4 protein-coding genes and 1 pseudogene are annotated in these 24,126 nt (G+C 68.2%); 3 read left to right on the forward strand and 2 right to left on the reverse strand.

Annotated elements, in window-relative coordinates:
* Window positions 1-8: 8 nt before the first annotated feature.
* Window positions 9-653: an FMN-binding negative transcriptional regulator gene (locus LGY53_RS12565; protein WP_225726856.1), complete on the forward strand. Its 645-nt coding sequence runs from the start codon at window positions 9-11 to the stop codon at window positions 651-653.
* Window positions 654-795: 142 nt separating this feature from the next.
* Here the strand turns inward: LGY53_RS12565 and LGY53_RS12570 are convergent, their stop codons facing one another.
* Entirely contained in the window at window positions 796-1,431 is a 636-nt protein-coding gene (locus tag LGY53_RS12570; RefSeq protein ID WP_225726857.1) for an LmbU family transcriptional regulator, read from the reverse strand.
* Between the two features lie 583 nt (window positions 1,432-2,014).
* On the opposite strand from LGY53_RS12570, the gene LGY53_RS12575 reads away from it, so the two are divergent.
* Complete coding sequence (locus tag LGY53_RS12575; protein WP_225726858.1) at window positions 2,015-2,497, forward strand: hypothetical protein; 483 nt, start codon at window positions 2,015-2,017, stop codon at window positions 2,495-2,497.
* Between the two features lie 140 nt (window positions 2,498-2,637).
* Here LGY53_RS12575 and LGY53_RS12580 read toward each other — a convergent pair whose 3' ends face one another.
* Entirely contained in the window at window positions 2,638-3,819 is a 1,182-nt protein-coding gene (locus LGY53_RS12580; RefSeq protein ID WP_225726859.1) for a pyridoxal phosphate-dependent aminotransferase, read from the reverse strand.
* Window positions 3,820-4,195: 376 nt separating this feature from the next.
* Here LGY53_RS12580 and LGY53_RS12585 point away from each other — a divergent pair.
* A pseudogene (locus LGY53_RS12585) lies at window positions 4,196-24,118 on the forward strand (amino acid adenylation domain-containing protein); the annotation flags it as partial.
* Window positions 24,119-24,126: the final 8 nt, after the last annotated feature.

A 24,126-nucleotide genomic window follows, 5' to 3' on the forward strand; every position in this document is an offset into this window, starting at 1 on the left:
GAATTCGGATGTTCGTACCCGATCTCTATCGCGCACCGGATGATTCGTGGACGGCCGAGCTGATCAGGCGCAATCCGCTTGCTCTGCTGACGAGCAACGGCGGAGCCGACGGCCCGCACGCCACCCACGTGCCGATAATTCCGGATCCGGAATGCGCGATGGCGATCGGGGCGGGCGCCACCCTGCTCGGGCATATGAACCGGGCGAATCCGCACTGGGCCGCGCTGCGGACCGGCGATCCGGTGCTCGCGGTGTTCACCGGGCCGCACGCATACGTGACGCCGACCATCTACGACATCACGCCCGCCGCGCCGACCTGGAATTTCACCGCCGTCCACGTGCGCGGCACGGTCACCAAAATGCCCGATCCGGAGGCGACACTCGCGGTGGTGCGGGCCACCGTGCGCGCATTCGAGGGGGAATTCGGGTCCGGTTGGGATATGTCGGATTCGCAGGGCTATTTCCGGCAGCTGCTGCCGGGGGTCGGGGCCTACCGGATCGCGGTGACCGCGGTGGAGAGCATGTTCAAGCTGAGCCAGGAACAGCGGCCGGAGGTCAGGGAGCGGGTGCGCTGCGCATTCGCCGAGCGGGAATGTTCCAGGCATCGCGAGACCGCGCGAATGATGGCCGAACTACCGGAACCTGGGAGATAGCTGGGATTCGCGTCCTGGTGACGGGACAATGCGACTCCCGCTGGCCGACAAGGCACTTCGCGCGGACCCGCCGCCGAGCCGGTGCCCGCCGGCGGACTATGGCAGTCACCATAATGCCGCGGGCACCAGCCCGGTCGGCGGGTCAGCCCGGAATGACGGCGGCGTGCTGGTCGAAGGTTTGCTCGGCGGCGCGATCGAGGACCATCATCACCCATTCATCGAAATCGATGCCCATATATTCGGCGGCTTTACGCCATGGTCGCAGTCTGCTACTCGCGATCGGGATATGCGCTATTGCGACGCCGATCTGATCCTTTTTATTTTCCTTTTGTTCAATTCCGTTCTGCTCGTCCCGGATGTGATTGCGCAGCTGCTTCGTCGTCCACATACCCTGTTCGGCGCGGTCCAGCCACCAATCCTGTTCCTCGATGGGCAGCGAGGCGACTTCCGCATGGTGTTGGAAACTCAGCTGGGGCCGCCTGCGTTCCAGCGGGAATCGGCGAGAAACCCATGCATAGTTGCGCAATGTCTGGTACTGCAGACCGGCCGCGCGGATCGCGCGATGGTATCGGTCCGGGAAGTAGTGCTTGCCGTAGACGAGCCAATCGCCGAGGCACCAGGTAGAAGAGTCGACGACACCGGACAGCCGTACGCCCGCTCGCTCCCAGGTCTCGAAGGTCAGCCGTTTGTTGATCTGCAGGCCGACCCTGGTCATCAGGATTTGATGGTTACCCTGTTCGGTCGTGTTCAGATCGGAGGTGGTTTCCGTGGGTGTCACATGTGCCGAGTCACTGCCAACCGTTTTCATAGTTCGAACTCCAAAACCGCGATAGTTACGTGCCTGTCCCATTCGGTGGTTGTCTACGGACTCTGCCCGGACTCGTCGACCGTGCAATGGGTCTGGGCGAGCGTCGATTAGACGCCGACCAGTGACGCCCATGCTCGGTCTCCTGAATAAGCGCCGGGACGCTGGCATCCTTTGTGACTTCCGCACTGATGGACATCGGCTGGCCCCTCCCCACAGGTGAAAATAACATTTGCTGGCCATCGCCCTCACCCCAGTTTTCTTGGGGGTTGACCGTCATGATATTGCACAACGGCGGCCGTCATGGCGCGAATTGATGATCTCTTGTCGATCCCATCGCGCACGAGTTGATTTCGTACCAGCCGATGTATCCATATATAAGACCAGTTGGTTCGGTAGATCGGCGAGGTACACGCGGTGTAGATGTCGGGTGCGAGTGATTCCAGTTGGCAATGCCTATTGACGCACTTTGTCCGGCAATTGGACATATCGGACAGGGTTTCGGTGTGGCATCGACTTCTCTGTTGTAGCCGAATGTTGGCCGAATGTACACCGATTGAAAAGCATCTATTTGCCATCTCCTGCCGATATTCGAGAGTTCGATGATTTTATTTGTAGCGAATACCTTCGCTACGGCGATCCGAAATTCCCGAGCAGTATTTTTCCGGCAATTCGGGCAATCGGGTCGATGGTTATATTTTGTGCTGTTAATAAAAGGCGTGCCGCCGGCGTCCCGATGTTCCGGCGTATCGCCGCGTCGCGTTCGTTCGGGAAATGGGCCGACCGGTGGGCGGTGATGGATTCGGCGGCGAATGTCCGACTTGCCGTCGTAGTGGCCCTCGAGTGCGTTGAGGTGCGCCGAAGTTCCAGGTGCGATACCGAGTGCTTCGATATGCATGACTCGTATGACGTACTTATGAGCGATTCAGCCGTGGCGATAGTGGCCGGACATATTTCGTGGGGCAATCCGATGATCCGTCGACGTGAATACCGTCCCGGCGTCGGACGATTTCCGGTCGGTCCAAATGGCACCATTTGATGGCGCCATGGATGGCGTCGCGGTAGGTCTCCCGGGTTACCTGTCGTACCCGTGTCCGGCACGCCGGATTCGCGTACGGCCCGAATAATTGCCTATCGCTATACGGGCCGGGATGGTTCGCCGGATTGCTGGTCGACCGCTCAGTCTGTCGCCAGGTCTGCCAGGTCGCCCAAGGTGCCGCTGCGATGGGCGCTCAGCCGCCTGCGCGCCTCGTCGAGGACCGCCGGGTGTCGATTGAATGCGATGCGAACCAGGTGACCGCCCGCCCCGGGCGCCGAGTAGAAGAACTGTCCCGGGGCGACCATCACCCCGGTCTCCCGGACGAGTCGATAGGCGAGCGACTCACAATCGTCACCGGTGAACTCCCGGATATCCGCCATCGTGTAGCAGCCGCCGTCCGGCGGTATGCAGCGGAAGCCGAACTCGTCGAATATCGACACGGCCATATCCCGCTGGGCGCTCAGATCGGTCGGCCGCCAGAAATCGGATTCGGCCGCCGCGCGGGCCGCCGCCTCCTGCAATGGGGCGGCCGCACCGCCGCACACCGCCGCGTGCACCCGCCGGATCGGCTCGGTCAGCGCGGCAGCGGCGCGCAGATAACCGATCCGCCAGCCGCTGACCGCATGGCTCTTGGACAGGCTGCCGATGACTATGCCGCGCTCGCGCAGCCCGGGAATGTCGGCCGCCGATACGTGCCGGTTCCCGTCGTAGACGTAGGCCGAGTAGATCTCGTCGGAGATCGCGATGACGTTCCAGCGTTCACACAGCAGCGCGATCTCTCTGAACTCCGATCGGGTCAGCAGGTGACCGGTGGGGTTGTTCGGTGTGCACAACAGGATGGCCCTGGTGCGCGGGCCGAATGCCGCGCGCAGTTCGGCCGCGTCGTACCGCCAGTCGGGGGCGCGCACGGCCACCGGCCGGGGAATGCCGCCCGCGAGGGCGATCGCGCTGAGGAAATTCTCGTAGAACGGCTCGAAGACGATCACCTCGTCGCCGGGGTCGACGGTAGCCAGCACGGCCGAGGTGAGGGCCTCGCTGCCGCCGACGGTGACGGTGAGCTCGGTGTGCGGATCGGTCGGCGCGAACAATTCGGCCGCGATACGGCGCCGCAGCTCCGGATTGCCGTCGGGCAGTTCGTATTGATTGACCCCATCGCGCAATGCCGCGCAGGCCGATTCGACCAGACCGGGTGGGGTCGCGGGCGCGCCGGGTACGCCGAGGGCGAGATCGACGATATCGCGGTCGCGTCCCTCGGCGAGCAATCGGAACAGGCCGCTGCGGGCCAGCGCGCCGACGCGCGCGGCCACCGGGATTCCCGTCATCGCGACACCGCCGCGGCGTCGAGTTCGTGCTCCGTTCGAATAACTATTCCGGCCGGAGATAAATGAACATCAGTGTGTAACACGAGAACCCGCCTTTATGGAGCGTTTTGTGACCGAAACTCGGTTTTCGGATATCTGATCTATCTATCGCGGCATGCCGTCCGGGCGGATTTTCATTTTCCCGGTTCCCGGCGGCCGAATGCCTGTCCGCGCTGGTCGCGCGCCGGTTCTGCGTTCTGCTGCCGCCTGCTTCGGCATCCGGGGTGATGTCCTGTTGACGGGACGTCGGCGCCGGATTTCGTATTCGGTCGCGCGGTAATTGTCGCGGCGTCGATCCAATCTTGACCGGGCCTGTCCGATGCCGCGAGGGTGGTTGATGACCACATGTGCTCCGTGTGGACTTTGTGACGACGAGGGGGCGGCTGCTTTGCGTTCGTTTGGTATTTCGTCGGCGCAGCAGGGCTTATGGCTTGCCCAAAAAATGACGCCGGAGTTTTCCAACAATCCGACCCTGCTCTGGGAAATATCGGGTGCGGTCGATCTCGGCCTGCTTTCCGCCGCGCTGCGCACCGTATTCGCGGAGACCGATGCCGTCCTGGTCAACTTCCGGGAGGACGCGGCCGGGCTGCGCCAGGTGATCGGCGCGCCCGGCCGGTTGACGCCGTTCGCGATCGATGTCGGCTCGGCCGACGATCCGGACGCCGCGGCGCTCGCGGCGCTGAACGAGCTGGTCGGCGCGCCGTTCGATCTCGCGAACGACCCGCTCTACCGGGTCGGCACGGTCCGGCTCGCGCCGACGCGACACCTGCTGGTGGTGGTCTTCCAGCATCTGGCCGCCGACGGGTTCAGCGCCATCACCATGCTGTCGTCGCGGATCGCCGAGGTTTATACGGCGCTGCACGACGGGCTGGCTGTGCCGCCGCCGCGGTTCGGTGATCCGGCGGCGCTCGTCGAGGCGGACGACCAGTACCGGGAATCGGCGCGGTACACCGATGACGCGCGATTCTGGAAGGAATATCTGGCGGGCGATCCGACACCGGCCCGGTTGCCGCATCCGCGCACCGGCATATTCGAATCGCTCGACCGCGATCCGGACCGGCGTGCGAATCCGGCGGATACCTGGGCGGAATTGGCGGGCGCGATCGGGATGGTCAGCCGCGTCGTCACCATGCCGGGGGCCGAGGCGGACGGGCTGGAGCGGTTGGCCGACCGCATCGGCGTGCGCATATCCGCGGTGCTGTCCGCGGCCGTCGCCCTGTTCTGCGCGCGGCGCTGCGGCCTCGACGAACCGCTGTTCACCATGAGCGTCCGGAACCGGCGCGGTGCGGCGGCCCGGACGCCGGGGTTGACGCTGAACCTGATTCCGATCCGGGCGAAGGTCGTGCCCGCGGCGACTTTCGCCGAGCTCGCGCGGGCGATGGCCGCTGAGCAGCGCCGCGTTTTCGCGCACGCCGACCACCACATCTCCGCCATCCAGCGTTGCGCGGGAACTGCCGCGGCGGTGCGCGGTCCGTTCGGCGTGCTGCTCAACCTGATGCCGTTCGTCGCGGCGCCGGATTTCGCGGGCAGTCCGGCGCGATTGTTCCTCGGGCCGTGGGGAATTGCCGACGAACTGGCGATCTCGCTGTACCGGGACGGCGCGCAACATTTCCAGGTCCGGATGGACGCGCCGTCGAATCTGTACAGCGCCGCCGAATTGCGTAGGCTCTGCGACGATCTGGCCGGATTCCTCCGCGCGGTCGTCGAGCGGCCGGATGTGCCGGTCGCCCGGCTGTCGGTGCTGACCTCCGGTCAAACCGACTATCTGCTGACCCGGCTGAACGCGACAGCGGTGCCGACGCCCACGGCTTCGGTCCCGGATCTGGTTCGGCGACAACCGGATTCGGCGATCGCCGTGGTCTCCGGCACCACCGCGCTGACCTATCGGGAGTTGGTCGCGCGGGCCCGCGGGTTGGCCGCCGAGCTGGCGCGGCGCGGTGTCGGGCCGGAGTCGCTGGTGGCGGTGATCCTGCCGCGATCGCTGGATTTGGTTGTCGCGCTGCTCGCGGTGTTGGAGGCGGGCGGCGCGTATGTGCCCGTCGATCCGGGTTATCCGGCCGAGCGGGTGGCGGCCATGCTCGGCGTCGCCCGGCCGGTGCTGGTCCTGACGACGTCCGCGCATGCCGAGGTGCCCGGTGACGCGTATCCGGTTGTGGCGCTGGACGATTTGCGCGTACTGCCCTCGGCGGGATATACCGCCGACGGGCCGGTGGACCGGCTGGCGTGCGTCATGTTCACCTCGGGTTCGACAGGGGAGCCCAAAGGCGTCGGCGTCACCCATCGCGGCATCGTCGACTTCGTCTCGGACCGGAATTGGCGCGCGGGGCAGGAACGGGTGCTGCTGCGCTCGCCGCACACCTTCGACGCGGCCATCTACGAAATGTGGGTGCCGCTGACCCACGGCGGCACCGTGGTGGTGGCGCAGGGTGACCTCGACACCGCCGCACTCGCCGCGCTGGTCACCGGCCACCGGCTGACCTCGGTCTGCCTGCCCTCCGCGCTGTTGGATCTGCTGGTCGACGCGGATCCGCACTGCCTGACCGGGCTGGCCAGGGTGGTGACCGGCGGCGAGCGGGTGCGGCCCGCGACCATCTCGCGCGCCATGCGCGCCTGTCCGGACATAACGTTCTTCAACGTCTACGGACCCACCGAGACCACCGTCGGCGCGACAACGCATGTCGTCACCGCCGAGCCGGCCGGAGACGAGCTGCCGATCGGGCGGCCCTACGACAACATGCGGGTCTTCGTGCTCGATCAGGTGCTGCAACCGGTGCCGCCCGGGCAGCCGGGCGAGCTGTACGTGGCCGGTTCCGGTGTGGCCCGCGGTTATCTCGGCAGGCCCGGGCTCACCACCGAGCGATTCATCGCCTGCCCGTGGGGTCCGGCGGGCGGGCGGATGTACCGCACCGGCGATATCGTCGCGCTCACCCCGCCCGGTGCGCTGGTCTTCCTCGGTCGCGCGGACGAGCAGGTCAAGATTCGCGGCTTCCGCATCGAACCGGGCGAGGTCGAGGCGGTGTTGCGGACGCATCCGGCCGTCGCGGGCGCCGGGGTGGTGACGCGCGCCGATCCGGCGGGCGGCGGGCGACAGCTTGTCGCGTATGTGGCCACCGCGGGCGATGTCACCATCGCCGAGCTGCGCGCGCACGTCGCGCGACGGCTGCCGGAGTTCATGGTGCCCGCGGCGTACGGGTTGCTCGACCGGTTGCCCGTCAGCGCCAATGGAAAACTCGATCGGACCGCGCTGCCGGAACCCCAGCTTGCCAGCACCGAGTACCGGCCGCCACGCACCAGGAACGAGCAGGTGCTCGCGCGGCTGTACGCCGAACTCACCGGCGCCGATCCGGTCGGCGTCGACGACAATTTCTTTGCGCTCGGCGGGAATTCGCTGCTCGCCCTGCGGCTGGTCAACCAGTTGCGCGCCGAACTCGGCGCCGAGATCTCGATCGGTGCGGTCTTCGACGCGCCAAAGGTCGCCGAACTGGCGCGGCGGCTGGTCATCGGCAAGGGCGGACGTCCCGCGCTGAAACCGGTTGCGCGGCCGGAGCGAATACCGCTCTCGTTCGCCCAGCGGCGGTTGTGGTTCCTGCACCGGCTGGAGCCGTCCGCCACCTACAACGTGCCCGCGGTATTCCGTCTCGCGGGGGCGTTGGATCCGGCGGTGCTCGCCGCCGCGCTGCGAGATGTGGTCGACAGGCACGAGGCGCTGCGCACGCTCGTCGCCGAGGATGCCGATGGCATCGCCTACCAGCACGTGGTCGCGGTGGATGCGCTCGAGGCGCCCGTGATCGCGGTGCCGCCGGAGTCGGTGGCCGCGGCGGTGGCCGAATCCGCGCGCAGGGTATTCGATCTCACCGCCGACCTGCCGGTGCGGGCGGAGGTGTTCCTGGTCGACGCCGAATACCTGCTGGTGCTGGTGCTGCACCATATCGCCGCCGACGGGGAATCCGTTGTGCCGCTCGGCCGGGACCTGTCGATCGCCTACGCGGCGCGGCGGGACGGTCGCGCACCGGAGTGGGCCGATCTTCCGGTGCAGTACGCCGACTACACGCTCTGGCAATACGAATTGATGGCCGCAGCGTCCGATGCCGACAGTCTCATCGGACGTCAGCTCGGTTACTGGCGGCGCGAATTGGCCGGTGTGCGCGGGCCGCTGCGGCTGCCCACCGACCGTCCGCGACCCTCCGCGCCGAGCCATCGCGGCGACGTACTCGACTTCGTCCTGGAACCCGAGCTGCGTGCCCGGTTGACCGAACTCGCAGGTGCGCGCGGCGGCACCGAGTCGATGGTCTTACAGGCCGCCCTGGCCGTGCTGCTCTACCACCTGGGCGGCGGCGCCGACATCACCATCGGCGCACCCGTCGCGGGACGCACCGACGAGGCGTTGGCGGATCTGGTCGGGCTCTTCGTCAACACCTGGGTGCTGCGGGTACGGCTGAGCGCCGGGCTGCCGTTCGAGCAGGTGCTCGCGCAGGTACGCGATAAAGCGTTGGCCGCGTACGACAATCAGGACGCACCGTTCGACCGCGTCGTCGAACTGGTCAACCCCGATCGCTCGCTGGCGTATCACCCGCTGTGCCAGGTGATGTTCACCTGGCAGGCCGAATTGCCGGGCTTCGACCTCGGCGGCGTGCGGGCGGAATGGAATCTCGTCCCGACCGGTACCGCCAAATTCGACCTGTCGTTCACGGTGAGCCCCGAACTCGGTGGCGGACTGCGCGGCAGCATCGAATACGCCACCGACCTCTTCGACCGCGACACAGTTGCGCGCATCGCGGACTGGTTCGGTCGGGTCGTCCGGCAGGTGCTCGCCGATCCGGCGCGGGCGATCGGTGCGATCCGGCCGTTCGATGGGGTGGTGGATGCCGGGGCGACGTTCAGTTCTCACGCTGGTGTCGTCCCTGGAGACATTGCGACACAAGGTTTTTGGCGCACACTGCGCGATGGTCGCCAGGTTGCTGGCGGTAGCGAACTCGGCGAAGACGTTGTTCGGGACATATCGCGTGACGGTGTCCAGGTGGCCGGTCGAATGGTGGGGGCGGGTGACAGCGGTCGGTCGGAGGTCGTTTTGCCGGGCGATGGTGTGGGTGATGGTGGCCGGGTGCTCGGTGGGGTGTTGGGGGCGTCGGATAGCGGTCGGTCGGAGATCGTCTCGCCGGGCGATGGTGCAGCGGTCGGGGCGCTGGATAACGGTTCGTTGGGGATCGTCTTGCCGGGTGATGGTCGAGTGGTGGGGGCGTGGGGTAGCGGTCGGTCGGAGGTCGTTTTGCCGGGCGATGGTGTGGGTGATGGTGGAGTGGTGGGGGCGCGGGATAACGGTTCGTTGGGGATCGTCTTGCCGCGCGATGGTGCGGGTGATGGCCCGGTAGTGGGGGCGTGGGATAGCGGTCTGTCGGAGATCATCCCGCCGGGCGATGGTGCTGGGACCGGGGAGCTGCGGGTGCTCGGGCCGGGGTTGGCGGCGGTGCCGCCGGGGGTCGCGGGTGAGGTGTATCTGACCGGTGAGGTGGCACGGAATTATCGGGGGGATCCGGGGTGGGCGGCGCGGTGGTTCGTCGCCGATCCGTTCGGCGTGGGCGGGCGCATGTATCGGACCGGTGAGCTCACGCGGTGCGGCCGGGACGGGCGATTGGCGTATGCCGGGCGGGCGGATTGGATTTCGGCCGAGGTGGAGGCCGTGCTCGGTGCGCATCCGGGGGTAGCGGCGGCCGCGGTGGTCGAGTGTGCGGACCGGCGGCTGGTGGGTTATGTGGTGCCGGTGCGGGCGGCGAGCGCCGCGGGCGGCATGGATGTGGACATCAGCGCGGATTTCACCGCGGCCGATCTCCGGACGCTGGTGGCGCGGCGATTGCCCGCGCATCTGGTGCCCTCGGCGATCGTGCTGCTCGACCGGTTGCCCGTCACCGCGTCCGGGGAGCTGGATCGCGCGGCACTGCCCGATCCTGATGCGGCGGGCGACTCGTATCGCGAACCGGTTTCGCCGACCGAGCGGGCGCTCGCCGGGATCTTCGCCGACGTGCTCGGGCTGGACCGGGTCGGTGTCGACGACGACTTCTTCGCCATCGGCGGGGAAAGTATCCGATCCATTCAGGTGGCCGTTCGAGCGCGGGCCGCCGGTATCGCGATCAACACCCGCCAGGTGTTCGAGCACCGCACCGTCGCCGGTCTCGCGGCGGCCGCGGGCATCGCCGAACCGGACCGCCCCGCGCGATTGGCCGAACTCGAGGGTGGTGCGACCGGCTGGTCGCCGCTGTCGCCGGTCGCGCGGTACGCGCTCGAATTGGGCGGGGACTGGGCGGATTTCGCGCAGAGCATGCTGCTGGTGCTGCCGCCCGGCGCGGATATCGCGGCGACGGTGACCGCGGTGCTCGACCGGCACGGTGTGCTGCGCACCCGACTGGTGATCGAACCCGAGCCCGGTCTCGTCGTCGATCCGGTGGCGAATACGGCCGACCTGATCCGGACGGTCGAATGGGACGGCGGCTGGACGGGCGAGCAGTGGGACCACCTGCTGATTAGCGAATTAGACGCTGCCGCAGCACAATTGGCACCGGCGTCCGGGGTGATGGCGCGGCTCGTCGAGTTCCGTGCCAGCGCGGCGCCGGGCCGGTTGCTGTTGGTACTGCACCACCTCGTCGTCGATGTCGTTTCGTGGCAGATCCTGCTCTCCGATCTCGCGGCCGCATGGGATGGGGTCGAGCCGCCGCCCGCGACGACATCGGCGCGGCGGTGGGCGCACGCGCTGGTCGATGAGGCCGCGCGCCCCGGCCGAATGGCCGAAATATCGCTGTGGCGCGGCATTCTCGATGGGCCCGATCCGCTGATCGGCACGCGGCCGCTCGACCCCGCCATCGACCTGACGTCGACGATCGACAACGTTCAGGTCGAGCTGTCCGCCGCCGACACCGCGGCACTGCTCACCGACCTACCCGCCGCATACCGCTGCGGCGCCGCCGACGCCATGCTGGCCGCGCTCGCCGTCGCGGTCCGGCGGTGGCGGGATACCGATGACGACTCGCTCCTGATCCGCGTCGAAGGTCACGGCCGTGAGGAGCAGATCGTCCCCGGCGCCGATCTCTCCCGCACCGTCGGCTGGTTCACCAGCGTTTATCCGGTCCGGCTCGAAATCCCCACCGCGCCAGGGCCGGGCGCGGTGTTGAAGTCGGTGAAGGAACAACTGCGCGCGATCCCGGACAAGGGGATCGGCTACGGGCTGCTGCGCTACCTCAACCCGGAGACCGGGCCTGTGCTCGCGGCGCACCCGCAGGGCCAAATCTCCTTCAACTATCTCGGCAGCCTCCCGTCCGATATGCGCGAGGTCGCCTGGGCGCCTGCGCCCGAAGGACTTTCGGCCCCGATCGCCCGAAATATGCCCGCCGCGTCCGCAATCGATGTGACCGCCGCCGCGATGGATATTCGGGGCGAGCGACGCCTGCGCGTCACCTTCGGCTTTCCGAGCGGCGTGCTGTCCCGCGCCGAAGTGCACGAGCTGGCGCGGCTGTGGCAGCAGGCGGCGGCCGAATTCGCAAGGCACGCACGCTCTTCGGATGCTGGTGGCCTCACCCCGTCGGATGTCCCGCTTGTCGATGTCGGACAGCCGGAGATCGATGCGTGGCAGGCCGAGTTCCCGGGCCTCGCCGATATCTGGCCGCTGACGCCACTGCAATCCGGGCTGCTGTTCCACGCCTCGATGGCCGAGGGTTTCGACCCGTACCGGGTGCAACTGGTCATCCACCTCGCGGGCCGGGTCGACGCGGACCGGATGCGGGCGGCGGGCCAGGCCCTGCTGGACCGGCACGCCGGTCTGCGCGCCGGATTCGTCACCGGCGCAACGGGAGAACCGGTGCAACTCGTCGTCGCCGGAGTCGCCGTGCCGTGGCAAGAACTCGACCTGCGGACCCTGTCCGATGCGGCGCGCGCCGCCGCCCTCGACCGGTTCCTGACCGATGATCTGCACCGCCCCTTCGCCTTCGACCGTCCGCCGCTACTGCGGTTGGCGCTGGTGCGTACCGAGCCGGAACGCGCGGAACTCGTGCTCACCTCGCACCACCTGCTGATCGATGGTTGGTGCCTGTCGATCCTGCTGCGAGAGTTGTTGAGCCACTACGCATCCGGTGCGGACCGGCTGCCGAGACCGCGAGATTTCCGCAGCTACCTGTCCTGGCTCGCCGAACAGGATCGCGCTGTCTCCGAACAGGTTTGGGTCGACGAGCTGGACGGCATCGATGAGCCGACCCTGCTCGCCGCGCGATTATCCGCGCGGGCGGAATCCGGAATCGATCAGGTCGATGTGCCGCTGTCCATCTCGGCGGCCAAGGTGCTCGCCGTGCGCGCGGCGGAGCTCGGCGTGACGGTCAATACGGTCGTCCAGGGCGCGTGGGGTCTGCTGCTCACCGAGCTGACCGGCCGCACCGATGTGGTGTTCGGCGCGACCGTTTCCGGCCGCCCGCCCGCCATCGCGGGCGTCGACGGCATCGTCGGCATGTTCGTCAACACCGTGCCGGTGCGGGTGCGCCGCGCGCCCGCCGACACCGTCGCGGAATTCCTGTCCCGGCTGCAGGCCCGGCAGGCCGCGCTGCTGGAACACCACCACATCGGGCTCGCCGAAATCCAGCACCGGACCGGGCTCGGCGTCCTCTTCGACACCCTGGTCGCCTTCGAGTCCTATCCGATGGACCGGATCGGAATCGATGACGCGCGCGCCGCCGCGGGCATCGAGGTCACCGGTCTGCGCCCACGCACCGGCACCCACTATCCGGTGACGGTGGTGGCCACCCCCGACCCGCATGTACGAATCTCGTTGCAGTATCAGCGATCTCTGCTCGACCGCCCCGCCGCCGACGATATCGCGACCCGATTCGCGCGGGTACTCCGCCTGCTCGCCGGCCCACCCGACCGCCGCCTGGCGACCTTCGATCTGCTGACCCCGGCGGAACACGAACTGCTATCGCACTACAACGACACCGCGGCACCGCATTCCGCCTCGACAATCCCGGAACTGGTTGAGCGGCAGGCCGCCACAACCCCCGACGCGATCGCGGTAACCGACGGCACAACGACATTGACCTACCGCGAGCTGCGCACGCGTTCAAACTGGTTGGCGCACAACCTATCCGAACGCGGCATCCGCCCGGAAACCCTTACGGCCATCGCCCTCCCACGATCGGCGGATCTGGTCGTCGCCATACTCGCGGTATGGCGCGCGGGCGGCGCGTATCTACCCATCGACCCCGAATTCCCGGGTGCGCGACTGGAATTCGTCCTCACCGACGCACAGCCGCAACTAATCCTCACCGACGCCAGGACGATGCGGTTGCTGCCGCCATCCGATACACCGAGGCTGACGCTCGACGAGCTCTACGGAGTGTCGGATCCCATTGGGGTGCAGGGTGCCGACGGTGGTGCCGGCGCACACGTGGTCGCGCCGAGTCCGGCGTTCGACGCGCTCGACGAGGTGTCGGACCCGATGGAAGTGCGGCCCGCCGATGGCGGTGTGGGCGCGCATGTGGTCGCGCCGAGTTCGGCGTTCGACGAGCTTGACCGGGTGCAGGATCCGACGGGAGTGCGGTCCGCCGACGATGGCGCGGACACACGCGTGGTCGCACTGAGTCCGGCGTTCGAGGAGTTCGACGGTGTGTCGGATCCGGCGGGAGTGCGGGCGGTCGAGGGTGGCGCGGGCGCACGCGTGGTTGCGCCGAGTCCGGCGTTCGACAAGCTCGACCGGGTGTCGGATCCGATGGAAGTGCGGGCTGCTGATGGTGGTGGCGCGCATGTGGTTCGGCGCGCGCGGCCGGACAACCTCGCCTATGTCATGTACACCTCCGGGTCTACCGGGACGCCGAAAGGCGTTGCGATCACTCACGGCAACGTTGTCAATGGTATTGCTCGGCTGATCGAGCGGCTTGGGGTGGCGGCGGGGTGGCGGATGCTGGCGGGCACCTCGATCGGCTTCGATGTGTCGGTTTTCGAGATGTTCACGACGCTGAGCACCGGCGGCTGTGTCGAGGTGGTGCGGGATGTGCTCGTGCTGGGGGAGCGGCAGAGTTGGTCTGGGGGCGTAATCAGCACTGTTCCTTCGGCATTCGGTGAACTCACCGAGCAGCTGGCCGGTCGCGTGGCCGCCGATGCGGTGGTTTTCGCGGGTGAGGCGCTGTCGTCGGCGCTGGCCGCGCGGGTGCGCGCCGCATTGCCCGGCGCGTGGCTGATCAACGCGTATGGGCAGAGTGAGTCGTTCTATGCCACCGCCTTTGCGATCCCTGCGAACGAATTGCCGCCCGCGGACGGCAATGTGCCGATCGGCGGTCCTCTGGGCAATGTCCGGGTGTATGTGCTCGGTCCGGCGTTGCGTCCGGTGCCGCCGGGCGTGGTCGGGGAGTTGTATGTCGCGGGCGCGAGCATAGGCCGCGGTTATCACCGGGCGGCCGGGACGAGCGCGAGCCGGTTCGTCGCCGACCCGTTCGGTCCCGCGGGTTCGCGCATGTATCGCACCGGGGATCTGGCCAAATGGCGTGCACCGCAGAGCGATTCGATGGGGGATGGTGCCCGGGCGACGGGCGGTCAGGCACCGCAGAGTGATTCGATGGGGAATGGTGGCCGAGCGACGGATGGTCAGGCACCGCAAAGTGATTCGATAACGCACGATGGCGTACTGGAGTATGTCGGCCGGGCGGACGCGCAGGTCAAGGTTCGCGGCTACCGGGTCGAACCGGCCGAAGTCGAGGCGGCGCTCGCTGAACATCCCTCGGTTCGGCAGGCCGTCGTCGTCGCCGATCGTACCGGGACGGCGGCGCGGCTGATCGGGTACGCGGTCGTCGGCGCTGCTGTATCCGCCGAGGAATTGCGGAGGTTCGTCGAGGGACGCCTGCCCGCGTACCTGGTGCCCGCGGCGGTCGTCGTCCTGGACCGTTTCCCGCTGACGCCGAGCGGAAAGCTGGATCGCCGGGCGCTGCCCGCGCCGGAATTCACCGGCACGAGATACCGCGCGCCGCGAACGCCGGACGAGCACGCGCTCGCAACGCTTTTCGCCGAGGTGTTGGGTGTCGAGCGGGTCGGTATCGATGACGACTTCTTCGCACTCGGCGGCCATTCGTTGCTCGCCACCCGGCTGGTCGGCCGGATCCGGGCGCGGCTCGCGGCCGAGGTGCCGATCAGGGCCGTGTTCGACGCGCCGACGGTGGCGCGGCTGGCGACCCGGCTGCGCACCGGCTCGCGGCCGAGGCCGCCGTTGGTCCGTGCGGTCAGGCCGCCGACGGTGCCGCTCTCGTTCGCGCAGCGGCGGATGTGGTTCATCGATCGGTTCGAAGGTCCTTCGGCCACTTACAATTTGCTGCTCGCCATCCGGCTGCATGGCGAATTGAACACGGCCGCATTGGGTTTCGCATTGCAGGATGTGGTCGGCAGGCATGAGAGCCTGCGCACGCTGATCGTCGAGGACGCCGCGGGCACGGCAGCGCAACGGGTGCTGCCCGCCGCCGAGACGCCCGAGGTGCTTACCGTGCGCACCGTATCCGAGGCCGAGTTGTCGGATGCTGTCGCCGCCCTGGCCGCTTACGAATTGGATTTGTACACAAGGGTTCCCATCTATGCCGAGCTGCTGCGAGTCGCGCCCGATGAACACGTGCTGATGCTGGTGATCCACCACATCGCCGCCGACGGCGCCTCGGCCGCCCCGCTGACCCGCGACCTCTCCCACGCCTATGTGGCGCGGCGCGCGGGCCGAGCGCCCGACTGGCCGGAACTGCCGGTGCAATACGCGGATTACACGCTCTGGCACGCCGAATTGCTCGGCGACGAGCGCGATCCGGAGAGTTTGCTTGCCGCGCAGTTCGATTACTGGCGGCGGGAACTGGCGGATGTCCCTGCGCCGCTTGCCTTGCCGACGGACCGGCCCCGGCCGCCGGTGGCGAGCCATCGCGGCGGTCGGGTGCATTTCACCGTCGCACCGGAGCTGATGTCCGCGGTGGATGTGGTCGCGCGCGGCTCGGGCGCGACGGCGTCCATGGTTTTGCAGTCCGCGCTCTCGGTGCTGCTGCATCAACTGGGGGCGGGTACCGACATCACCATCGGCTCGCCCATCGCGGGCCGCACCGACGAGGCGCTCGCGGATGTGGTCGGCTTCTTCGTCAACACCTGGGTGCTGCGGGTCGGGCTCGGCGGCAACCCCCGGTTCGCGGAGCTACTGGACCAGGTGCGCGGCAAGGCGATGGCGGCGTACGAGAATCAGGACGCGCCATTCGAGCGGCTGGTCGAGCTGCTGAATCCGGAGCGGTCCACCGCATATCACCCGCTGTTCCAGGTGATGTTCGCCTGGCAGAACACGGCCCCGCTCGACCTGGAATTGCCTGGTCTGCGGATCGAGCCGGAACCGACTCCGCCGGTCGCCGCCAAATTCGACCTGCTCGTCAACCTCACCCCCGATCCGGCTGGCGGCGCGTCGGGCGTGCTCGAATACGCGACGGATCTGTTCGATCACCGCACCGCGGAGCTGATCGCCGCCCGATATCTGCGTGTGCTGCGCCAGGTAGTTGCCGATCCGGCGATCCGGGTCGGCGCGGTCGAACTCATGGACCCGGCTGAACGGGATCGGTTGGTGCACAACGACACCGATACGCCGCTGCCCTCGGCCACGGTGGTCGATCTGTTCGACCGCCAGGTCTCCGAGACGCCTAGTGCAGTCGCATTGGTTTGCGGCGCAACCGAACTCAGCTACGCCGAACTCGGCGCGCGGGCGAATCGAGTCGCGAATGCATTGCGCGACACGGGAATCGGTCCGGAAACGCTGGTGGCGGTCGCGCTGCCGAGGACGCCGGACCTGGTGGTCGCGCTGTTGGCCGTGCTGATGACGGGCGGCGCCTACGTGCCGATCGACCCGGCATATCCGAGCCGCAGGCTCGAACAGGTGCTGGCCGAGGCGCGTCCGCGACTGATCCTCGGCGACGGCGACACCGCGGCCACCCTGCCGACCGGTGATATTCCGGTGCTGCGGCTGGACGAACTGCGCGGCGCGCCGGACCGGCCTGCGGTATTGATCCGGCCGCGAAACCTCGCCTACGTGATGTACACATCCGGCTCGACCGGCACCCCGAAAGGCGTCGCGATCACCCACGAGGCCGTGACCAACGGGCTGCTGGCCCTGACCTCGGCGGTGGGCGTCACCCGGCGGACCCGGATGTGCGCCGGAACATCGATCAACTTCGACGTATCGCTATTCGAGCTGTTCACCACGCTGTGCGCGGGCGGGACCGTCGAACTGGTCCGCGATGTGCTGGAACTCGGCGAGCGCGAAAGCTGGACCGGCGGCGTGCTCAGCACGGTGCCGTCGGTACTGTCCGGGCTGATCGGGCAGCTTCCCGGGCGGCTCGCGGTCGATACCGTCGTCGTCGCGGGCGAGGCACTGCAGGCCGGGCTGGTGCGGGACGTGCGCGCGGCGCTGCCCGGCACCCGGCTGATCAACGCGTACGGACAGAGCGAATCCTTCTACGCCAGCGTGTTCGAACTCCCGGAGTCGATCGATACGGTCACGGCGCCGATCGGCGGACCGCTGGCCAATATGCGGATATATGTGCTCGGACCGGGTTTGGCCCCGGTGCCGCCCGGCGTCGTCGGTGAGCTGTACGTCGGCGGTCTCGTCGGCCGTGGCTACTACGGACTCGCGGGCCGCACCGCCGAGCGCTTCGTCGCCGACCCGTTCGGCCCCGCGGGCGCGCGCATGTACCGCACCGGTGATCTAGCGAAATGGTCAGTATTGCAGAGCGATTCGGTCAGCGATGACTACCGGTCGACGAGTGGGCAGGTGCTGCAAAGCGATTCGACCGGGAGTGGTGGTTGGCTGACGGGTGGGCTGGTGTCGCAGAGTGATTCGGCCGGGAGCGGTGGTCGGGCGACGAGCGGGCAGGTATCGCGAACCGATTCGATGAGGGGCGATGGCCGGGCGACGGGTGGGCAGGTGTCGCGAACCGGTTCGACGGGGGCAGGTGGGCTGCCGGAGCGTCATCTGGAATATGTCGGACGCGCGGACAGTCAGGTGAAGGTCCGCGGCTTTCGGATCGAACCCGGCGAGATCGAGGCGGTGCTCAGCGCGCATCCGGGAGTGGCGCAGGCCGTCGTTGTCGCGGGGGAGCACCCGAACGGTGGCAGCCGGTTGATCGGATACATCGTCGCGAGCACCGCGGACGTGTTCGGCGACGTCGACCTGACCGCCGGTGTTTCGGCGGCGGAATTGCGGCGTTTCGTGGCGACGCGATTGCCCGACTACATGGTGCCTTCGGCATTCGTGCTGCTGGATCGGTTGCCGCTGACGGCGAACGGCAAGCTGGACCGCAAGGCGCTGCCCGAGCCGGATTCGGCCGCGGGCCCGTACCGAGCGCCGGAGACGGTCGAGGAACGGATCCTCGCCGGGGTGTACGCCGAGGTGCTCGGCCTCGGCGAAATCGGTGTCGATGACGACTTTTTCGCCGTCGGCGGAGACAGCATCCGTTCGATCCAGGTGGTCGCCCGCGCCCGCGCACTAGGCATCGACCTCACGCCCCGCCAGATCTTCGAATGCCGGACCGTAGCCGCACTGGCCGACGCCGTGCTGCTGGACGGGCGGACCGCCGAACGCCCGGTGCTGCCGGAACTCGACCAAGGTGGCGTCGGTTGGCTGCCGCTGCCGCCCGCCGCCCACTATCTGCTCGAACTCGGCGGCAGCCACAACCGGTTCGCGATGTCGATGGTGGTCGGCCTGCCGCCGGACATCACGATGGAAGGTCTGCTCGCCAGCCTGACGGCCGTAGTCGAGCGACACGACATACTGCGATCGCGTCTGGTCATCGGCCCGGGTGCGAAATCAGCTGTCGGCCAGTCGGATACGACGACGGGGTCCGCCGACGGGGATGCGGGGCGGTCCGACGCCGTCGTCGACTCGCCGGATCCGATCGACCCCGCGCCGCCGATCCGGCCGATCGACCGGGGTGCGACGCAATCGCGGGATGGGGGGCGTGAGTCGGATGCGATTGGTTTCGGGCGATCCACGCGACGCGTCGACGGGGATGCAGAGCGGTTGGGTGGTGAGGGGCTGGTTGTCGGTTCGTCGGATCCGATCGGCCCAGCGCGGTCGACCGAGCGCATCGACGGAGGTGCGGAGCAGTCGGGTGACGAGGAGTTTGCTGTCGGCCCGCCCGACTCGGTCGATGTTGCGCGGTTGATGGGGCGCGTCGACAGGGACGCGGAGCGGTCGGGTGCTGAGAGGCTGATTGTCCGTTCGTCGGATGAGGTCGATCCTGCGCAGTCGACGGGGCGAGTGCACTGGGATGCGGAGCGGTTGGGTGGTGTGGGTCTGGTTGTCGCCCCGCCCGACTCGGTCGATGTCGCGCAGTTGATGTGGTGTGCCGACTGGGATCCGGCGCAGTCGTGGGATGAGCGGATTCGCGCCGAAATCGATACTGCCGCAGACCAACTCGATCCCGAGGCGGGTGTGATGGCGCGGTTCGTCTGGCTGCGGCAGGAGGACGGGCCGGGCTGGTTGGGGCTGGTGCTGCATCACCTGGTTGTCGACGGGGTGTCCTGGCGCATTCTGCTGCCGGATCTGGCGGCGGCGTGGGAGCGGGTGCGTGCCGGTCTGCCGGTCGTGTTGCCTCGGGTGGCGACCTCGGCGCGGCGTTGGGCGCATGCGCTGGCGGATGCGGCGCTCGCGCCCGAACGGGTTGCCGAACTGGGGATGTGGCGGAGTGTGCTGGACGGGCCGGACCCGCTGATCGGCGCGCGGCGGCTCGACCCGGCGGTGGACACCTCGTCCACGGTGCGCACGATCCGCGTCGAGCTGCCGATCTCGGCGACGCGGGTGTTGCTCACCGCGCTGCCCGCGGCCTTCCACGGCGGCGTCGATGACGGGCTGCTCGCCGCGCTGGCGGTATCGGTGTGCGCGTGGCGGGGCACCGGCGACACCGAGGTGCTGCTGCGTCTGGAGGGCCACGGCCGCGAGGAGCAGGTGGCGCCCGGTGCCGATCTCTCCCGCACGGTCGGCTGGCTGACCAGTATGTTCCCGGTCCGGCTCGAGGTCGGCGAGATCGCGACCGACGATGTGCTCGCCGGCGGCGACGCGGTGGCCCGGCTCGTCAAATCGGTGAAGGAACAGCTGCTTTCGATTCCGGACAAAGGCATCGGCTACGGCCTGCTGCGCTACCTCAATCCGGAGACGGCGGCCGAACTCGCCGCGTACCCGCAGCCGCAGCTCGGCTTCAACTACCTCGGTCAGCTCACCGCCGCCGATCTACCGTCGGATGCGGGCTGGCGCGCGATACCCGATGTCGGGTCGCCGAGCCCGGATCCGGACCTGCCCGCCATGTCCGCGCTGGAGATCGCCGCCGCCGTCACCGATGACGGTTCCGGACCGCGGCTGTCCGCGGTATTCGCTTATGCGACAGGGGTTTTGAGTGAGCCTAGGGCGCGCGCCCTTGCGGAGCTGTGGTGCGCGGCGCTGACCGGACTCGCCCGCTACGCGACGCGCCCCGGCGCAGGCGGTCTGACGCCGTCGGACCTCGCTCTGGTTTCGGTCGGCCAACAGGAGATCGAGGCGTGGGAGCGTGAGCATCCGGGACTCGTCGACGTCTGGCCGGTGACGCCGACCCAGTCGGGCCTGCTGTTCCATTCCGCGTTGGCCGGTGATTCGTTCGACGCCTACCACATGCAGCTGGTGTTCCACCTGTCCGGCGATGTCGATCCGGCGCGGATGCGGGCGGCGGGCCGGGCGCTGCTGCGGCGATACCCCAACCTGCGCACCGCATTCGGGCACGACGCCGCGGGCGGGCCGGTGCAGCTGGTGCCGGAGCATGTCGAATTACCTTGGCGGGAAATAGATTTCATTGACCTCGCCGCCGAGGAGCGCGACGCCGCGTTCGAGCGACTGCTCGACGCCGACCACGCCGACCATTTCGATCCCGTCGCCCCGCCGCTGCTGCGGATGACGCTGGTCCGGATGGGGCCGGTGCGGTCGGAGTTGGTGCTCAGCGTCCATCACGCGCTGTTCGACGGCTGGTCGCTGCCGTTGCTCATGCAGGATCTGTTGCGGCTCTACGGTTCCGGCGGAGACACCGCCGGGCTGGCGAGGGTGCGCCCGTACCGTGATTTCCTGGTGTGGCTGTCCGCGCGGGATCGCGCGAAATCGGCGCGGGCGTGGGCCGCCGAACTGGCCGGGCTGGACGAGCCGACCATGCTGGCGGGCGGCGCGGGGCAGGGGCGGCTCGCGCACCTCGAGGTCGGGCTGCCCGTCGATGTCGCCCGCGAATTGGCAAGGCGGGCAGCGGAATTGGGCGTCACGGCGAATACCGTCGTGCAGGGTGCCTGGGCCATCGTGCTCGGCCAGCTGACCGGACGCGGTGATGTGGTCTTCGGCGCCACCGTATCCGGTAGACCGCCCACCCTCGCGGGCGCCGACACCATGGTCGGGTTGTTCATCAACACCGTGCCGGTGCGGGTGCGCTACGAGCCCGGTCAGACGCTCGCGCAACTGCTTACCGGTCTGCAACACCGGCAGGCGGTCCTGATGGATCACCATCAGCATGGGCTCGCCGATATCCAGCAGGCGGCCGGGTTGGGCAATCTGTTCGACACCCTGGTGGTTTTCGAATCCTTCCCTGTCGACCGGTCGGGTCTCACCGACGCGCATGCGGCGGCGGATATCGCGATCACCGGTCTGCGTTCGCGAACCGGAACCCACTATCCGCTGATGGTGGTCGCCGATGCGGCGCCCTACCTGCGCATCGTCCTGCAATACCGGGAGAACCTGTTCGACGAGCGCGCCGCCCGAGGGATCGCGGACCGGATCACGCGAGTCCTCACCCAATTCGCCGCCGACCCGCACCTGCCGGTCAGCCGGGTGGACACCCTGGATCCGAGCGAACGCGCCCTGCTCCGCGAACGCAACGACACCGCGGTGCCGCTTCCGCCACTGACCTACCCGGAGCTGTTCGAACGCCAAGTCGCCGCGACTCCGGACGCGATCGCCGTGGTCTGCGGCGAGGTCGAACTGACCTACCTGGAACTGCACACGCAGGCAAAACTGTTGGCGCACTGGCTGATCCGCCACGGCGTCGGACCCGAGCGCCGAGTGGCGCTGGCACTGCCGAGAACGGCGCGACTCGTGGTCGCGATCCTCGCGATCCTCGACGCGGGCGGCGCCTACGTCCCGATCGACCCCGGCTACCCACCGGACCGAGTGCGTTTCATGCTCCTCGACGCCGCACCGGTAGCGATGCTCACCGACCGCGAGACGGTGACTCTCCTGCCCGACACCGACGTGCCGTATCTGTTCATCGAAGACGCCGATGGGGGCCGCGACGACGAAAACCGCGGCGGCACAATGGGCGTCGGCCCGCGCCCCGAGAACATGGCGTACCTGGTGTACACCTCCGGCTCGACCGGTCGGCCGAAGGGTATCGCCACCACGCACCGCAATATGGTCAACGGTGCTGTCGCGATGGCCGCACTGCTCGGTGACCGGGTCGCGCCGCGTTCGCTGGCCGCCACCTCGGTGTCGTTCGATGTCTCGGTATTCGAGATCTTCACCGTGCTCAGTGTCGGCGGCACCGCCGAGGTGGTGCGCGATGCGCTCGCGCTGAGTGAGTTCGAACGGTGGTCCGGCTGCGTGCTCACCGGGGTGCCATCGGCCTTCGAGGAAGTGCTGGAGCATGCGCGCACCACGATCGTCGCGGACACGATCGTGCTCGGCGGCGAGCCGCTCACGCCGGCGATGATCGAGCGCACCAGGGCCCGTATCCCCGGCGTCCAGGTGGTCAACGGCTATGGGCCGACGGAGGCGTTCTACACGACTGCGTATCCGGTCCCGGAAAACATCGAGGGCGTCGCGCCCGGCGAATCGGTGCCGATCGGGCGGCCGCTGGCCAACGCCCGCATGTACGTACTGGACCCGTGGCTGCGGCCGGTCCCGCCCGGCGTCATCGGCGAGCTGTACATCGCGGGCGCCGGTCTCGCCCGCGGCTACCTCGGCAGACCCGCCCTCACCGCGGCGCGTTTCATCGCCGACCCCTTCGCCTCGAACGGCCGCCTCTACCGCACCGGCGACCTGGTGCGCTGGACCCGAACGGGCGACCTCGAATACGCGGGCCGCGTCGACGACCAAGTAAAGATCCGCGGCTACCGCATCGAACTGGGCGAGATCGAAGCGGCCATGGCAGCCCACCCCGCGGTAGCCCAAGCCGCCGTCGTCGCACGCGAATTCGCGGGCGGCAAACGCTTGATCGGCTACGTAGTGCCGCACGCAGCCGAACCGAGCAACTCCACGGCGAACGGTACTACGGCGGATCGCATTGCGCCGCAGGTGATTACACCGGGTCTCGCCGTGCTGGATGACGCTGCGTCGGGTAGCGCCGGGCCGAATGCTGCCGCGGCGAATCACAGTGCGCCGCACAGCATCGCACCCTGCACCGTCGTGCCGAATAGCGCTGCGCCGGGCAGGGCCGGGCCGAATGGTCCTGCGGCGGACCACTGTGTGCCGCAAAGCGTTGCATCCGGCGCCGCCGCGCTGGATGACCTTGAGTCGGACAGGTTGGCGCAAGGCGATGCGACGGGTGGTGTCGTGCCGGATCGCAGCGCGCCGAGTAGTGCTTCGGTGGATCGGGGTGTGCCGCAAAGCATTGCACCCGGCGCTGCCGCGCTGGATGACATTGAGCCGGACAAGGTGCCGCAGGGCGACGCGGTAGGTGGTGCCGTGCCGGATCGTGGTGTTTCGGGTGATGCTTCGGTGAATAGCATTGTGCCGCAGCGCATTACACCGGGATCCGCCGTGCGGGATGGCACTGAGCGGGACAGGTTGGTGCGGGGCGACGTGGCGGGTGGTGCTGTGCCGGGTAGCGCCGGGTCGAAGGGCGTTGTGCTCGATGCCAGTGCGTCGGATAGCACCGCGCTGGACGGGAACGAGGTGCGTAGGTTCGTTGGTGGACTGTTGCCGGATTACATGGTGCCCGCGTTGGTGATGGTGATCGACGCGCTTCCGTTGACGTTGAACGGCAAGCTCGATCGGAAGGCATTGCCGGATCCGGATTTCGCGGCGGCGACGCGGTATCGGGCACCGCGCGATCGGCTGGAGCGGTCTTTGGCGGGGTTGTTCGGTGAGGTGCTCGGCATCGACAAGGTCGGCATCGATGACGACTTCTTTCTGCTCGGCGGGCATTCGTTGCTCGCGACCAGGTTGATCGGGCGGATACGGGTTGAGCTCGGCGTCGAGTTGCCGATCCGCATGGTGTTCGAATCCCCGACCGTCGCCGGGTTGGC

The sequence above is a fragment of the Nocardia sp. JCM 34519.1 genome, from assembly GCF_020361265.1.
GTDB lineage: Bacteria > Actinomycetota > Actinomycetes > Mycobacteriales > Mycobacteriaceae > Nocardia > Nocardia arthritidis_A.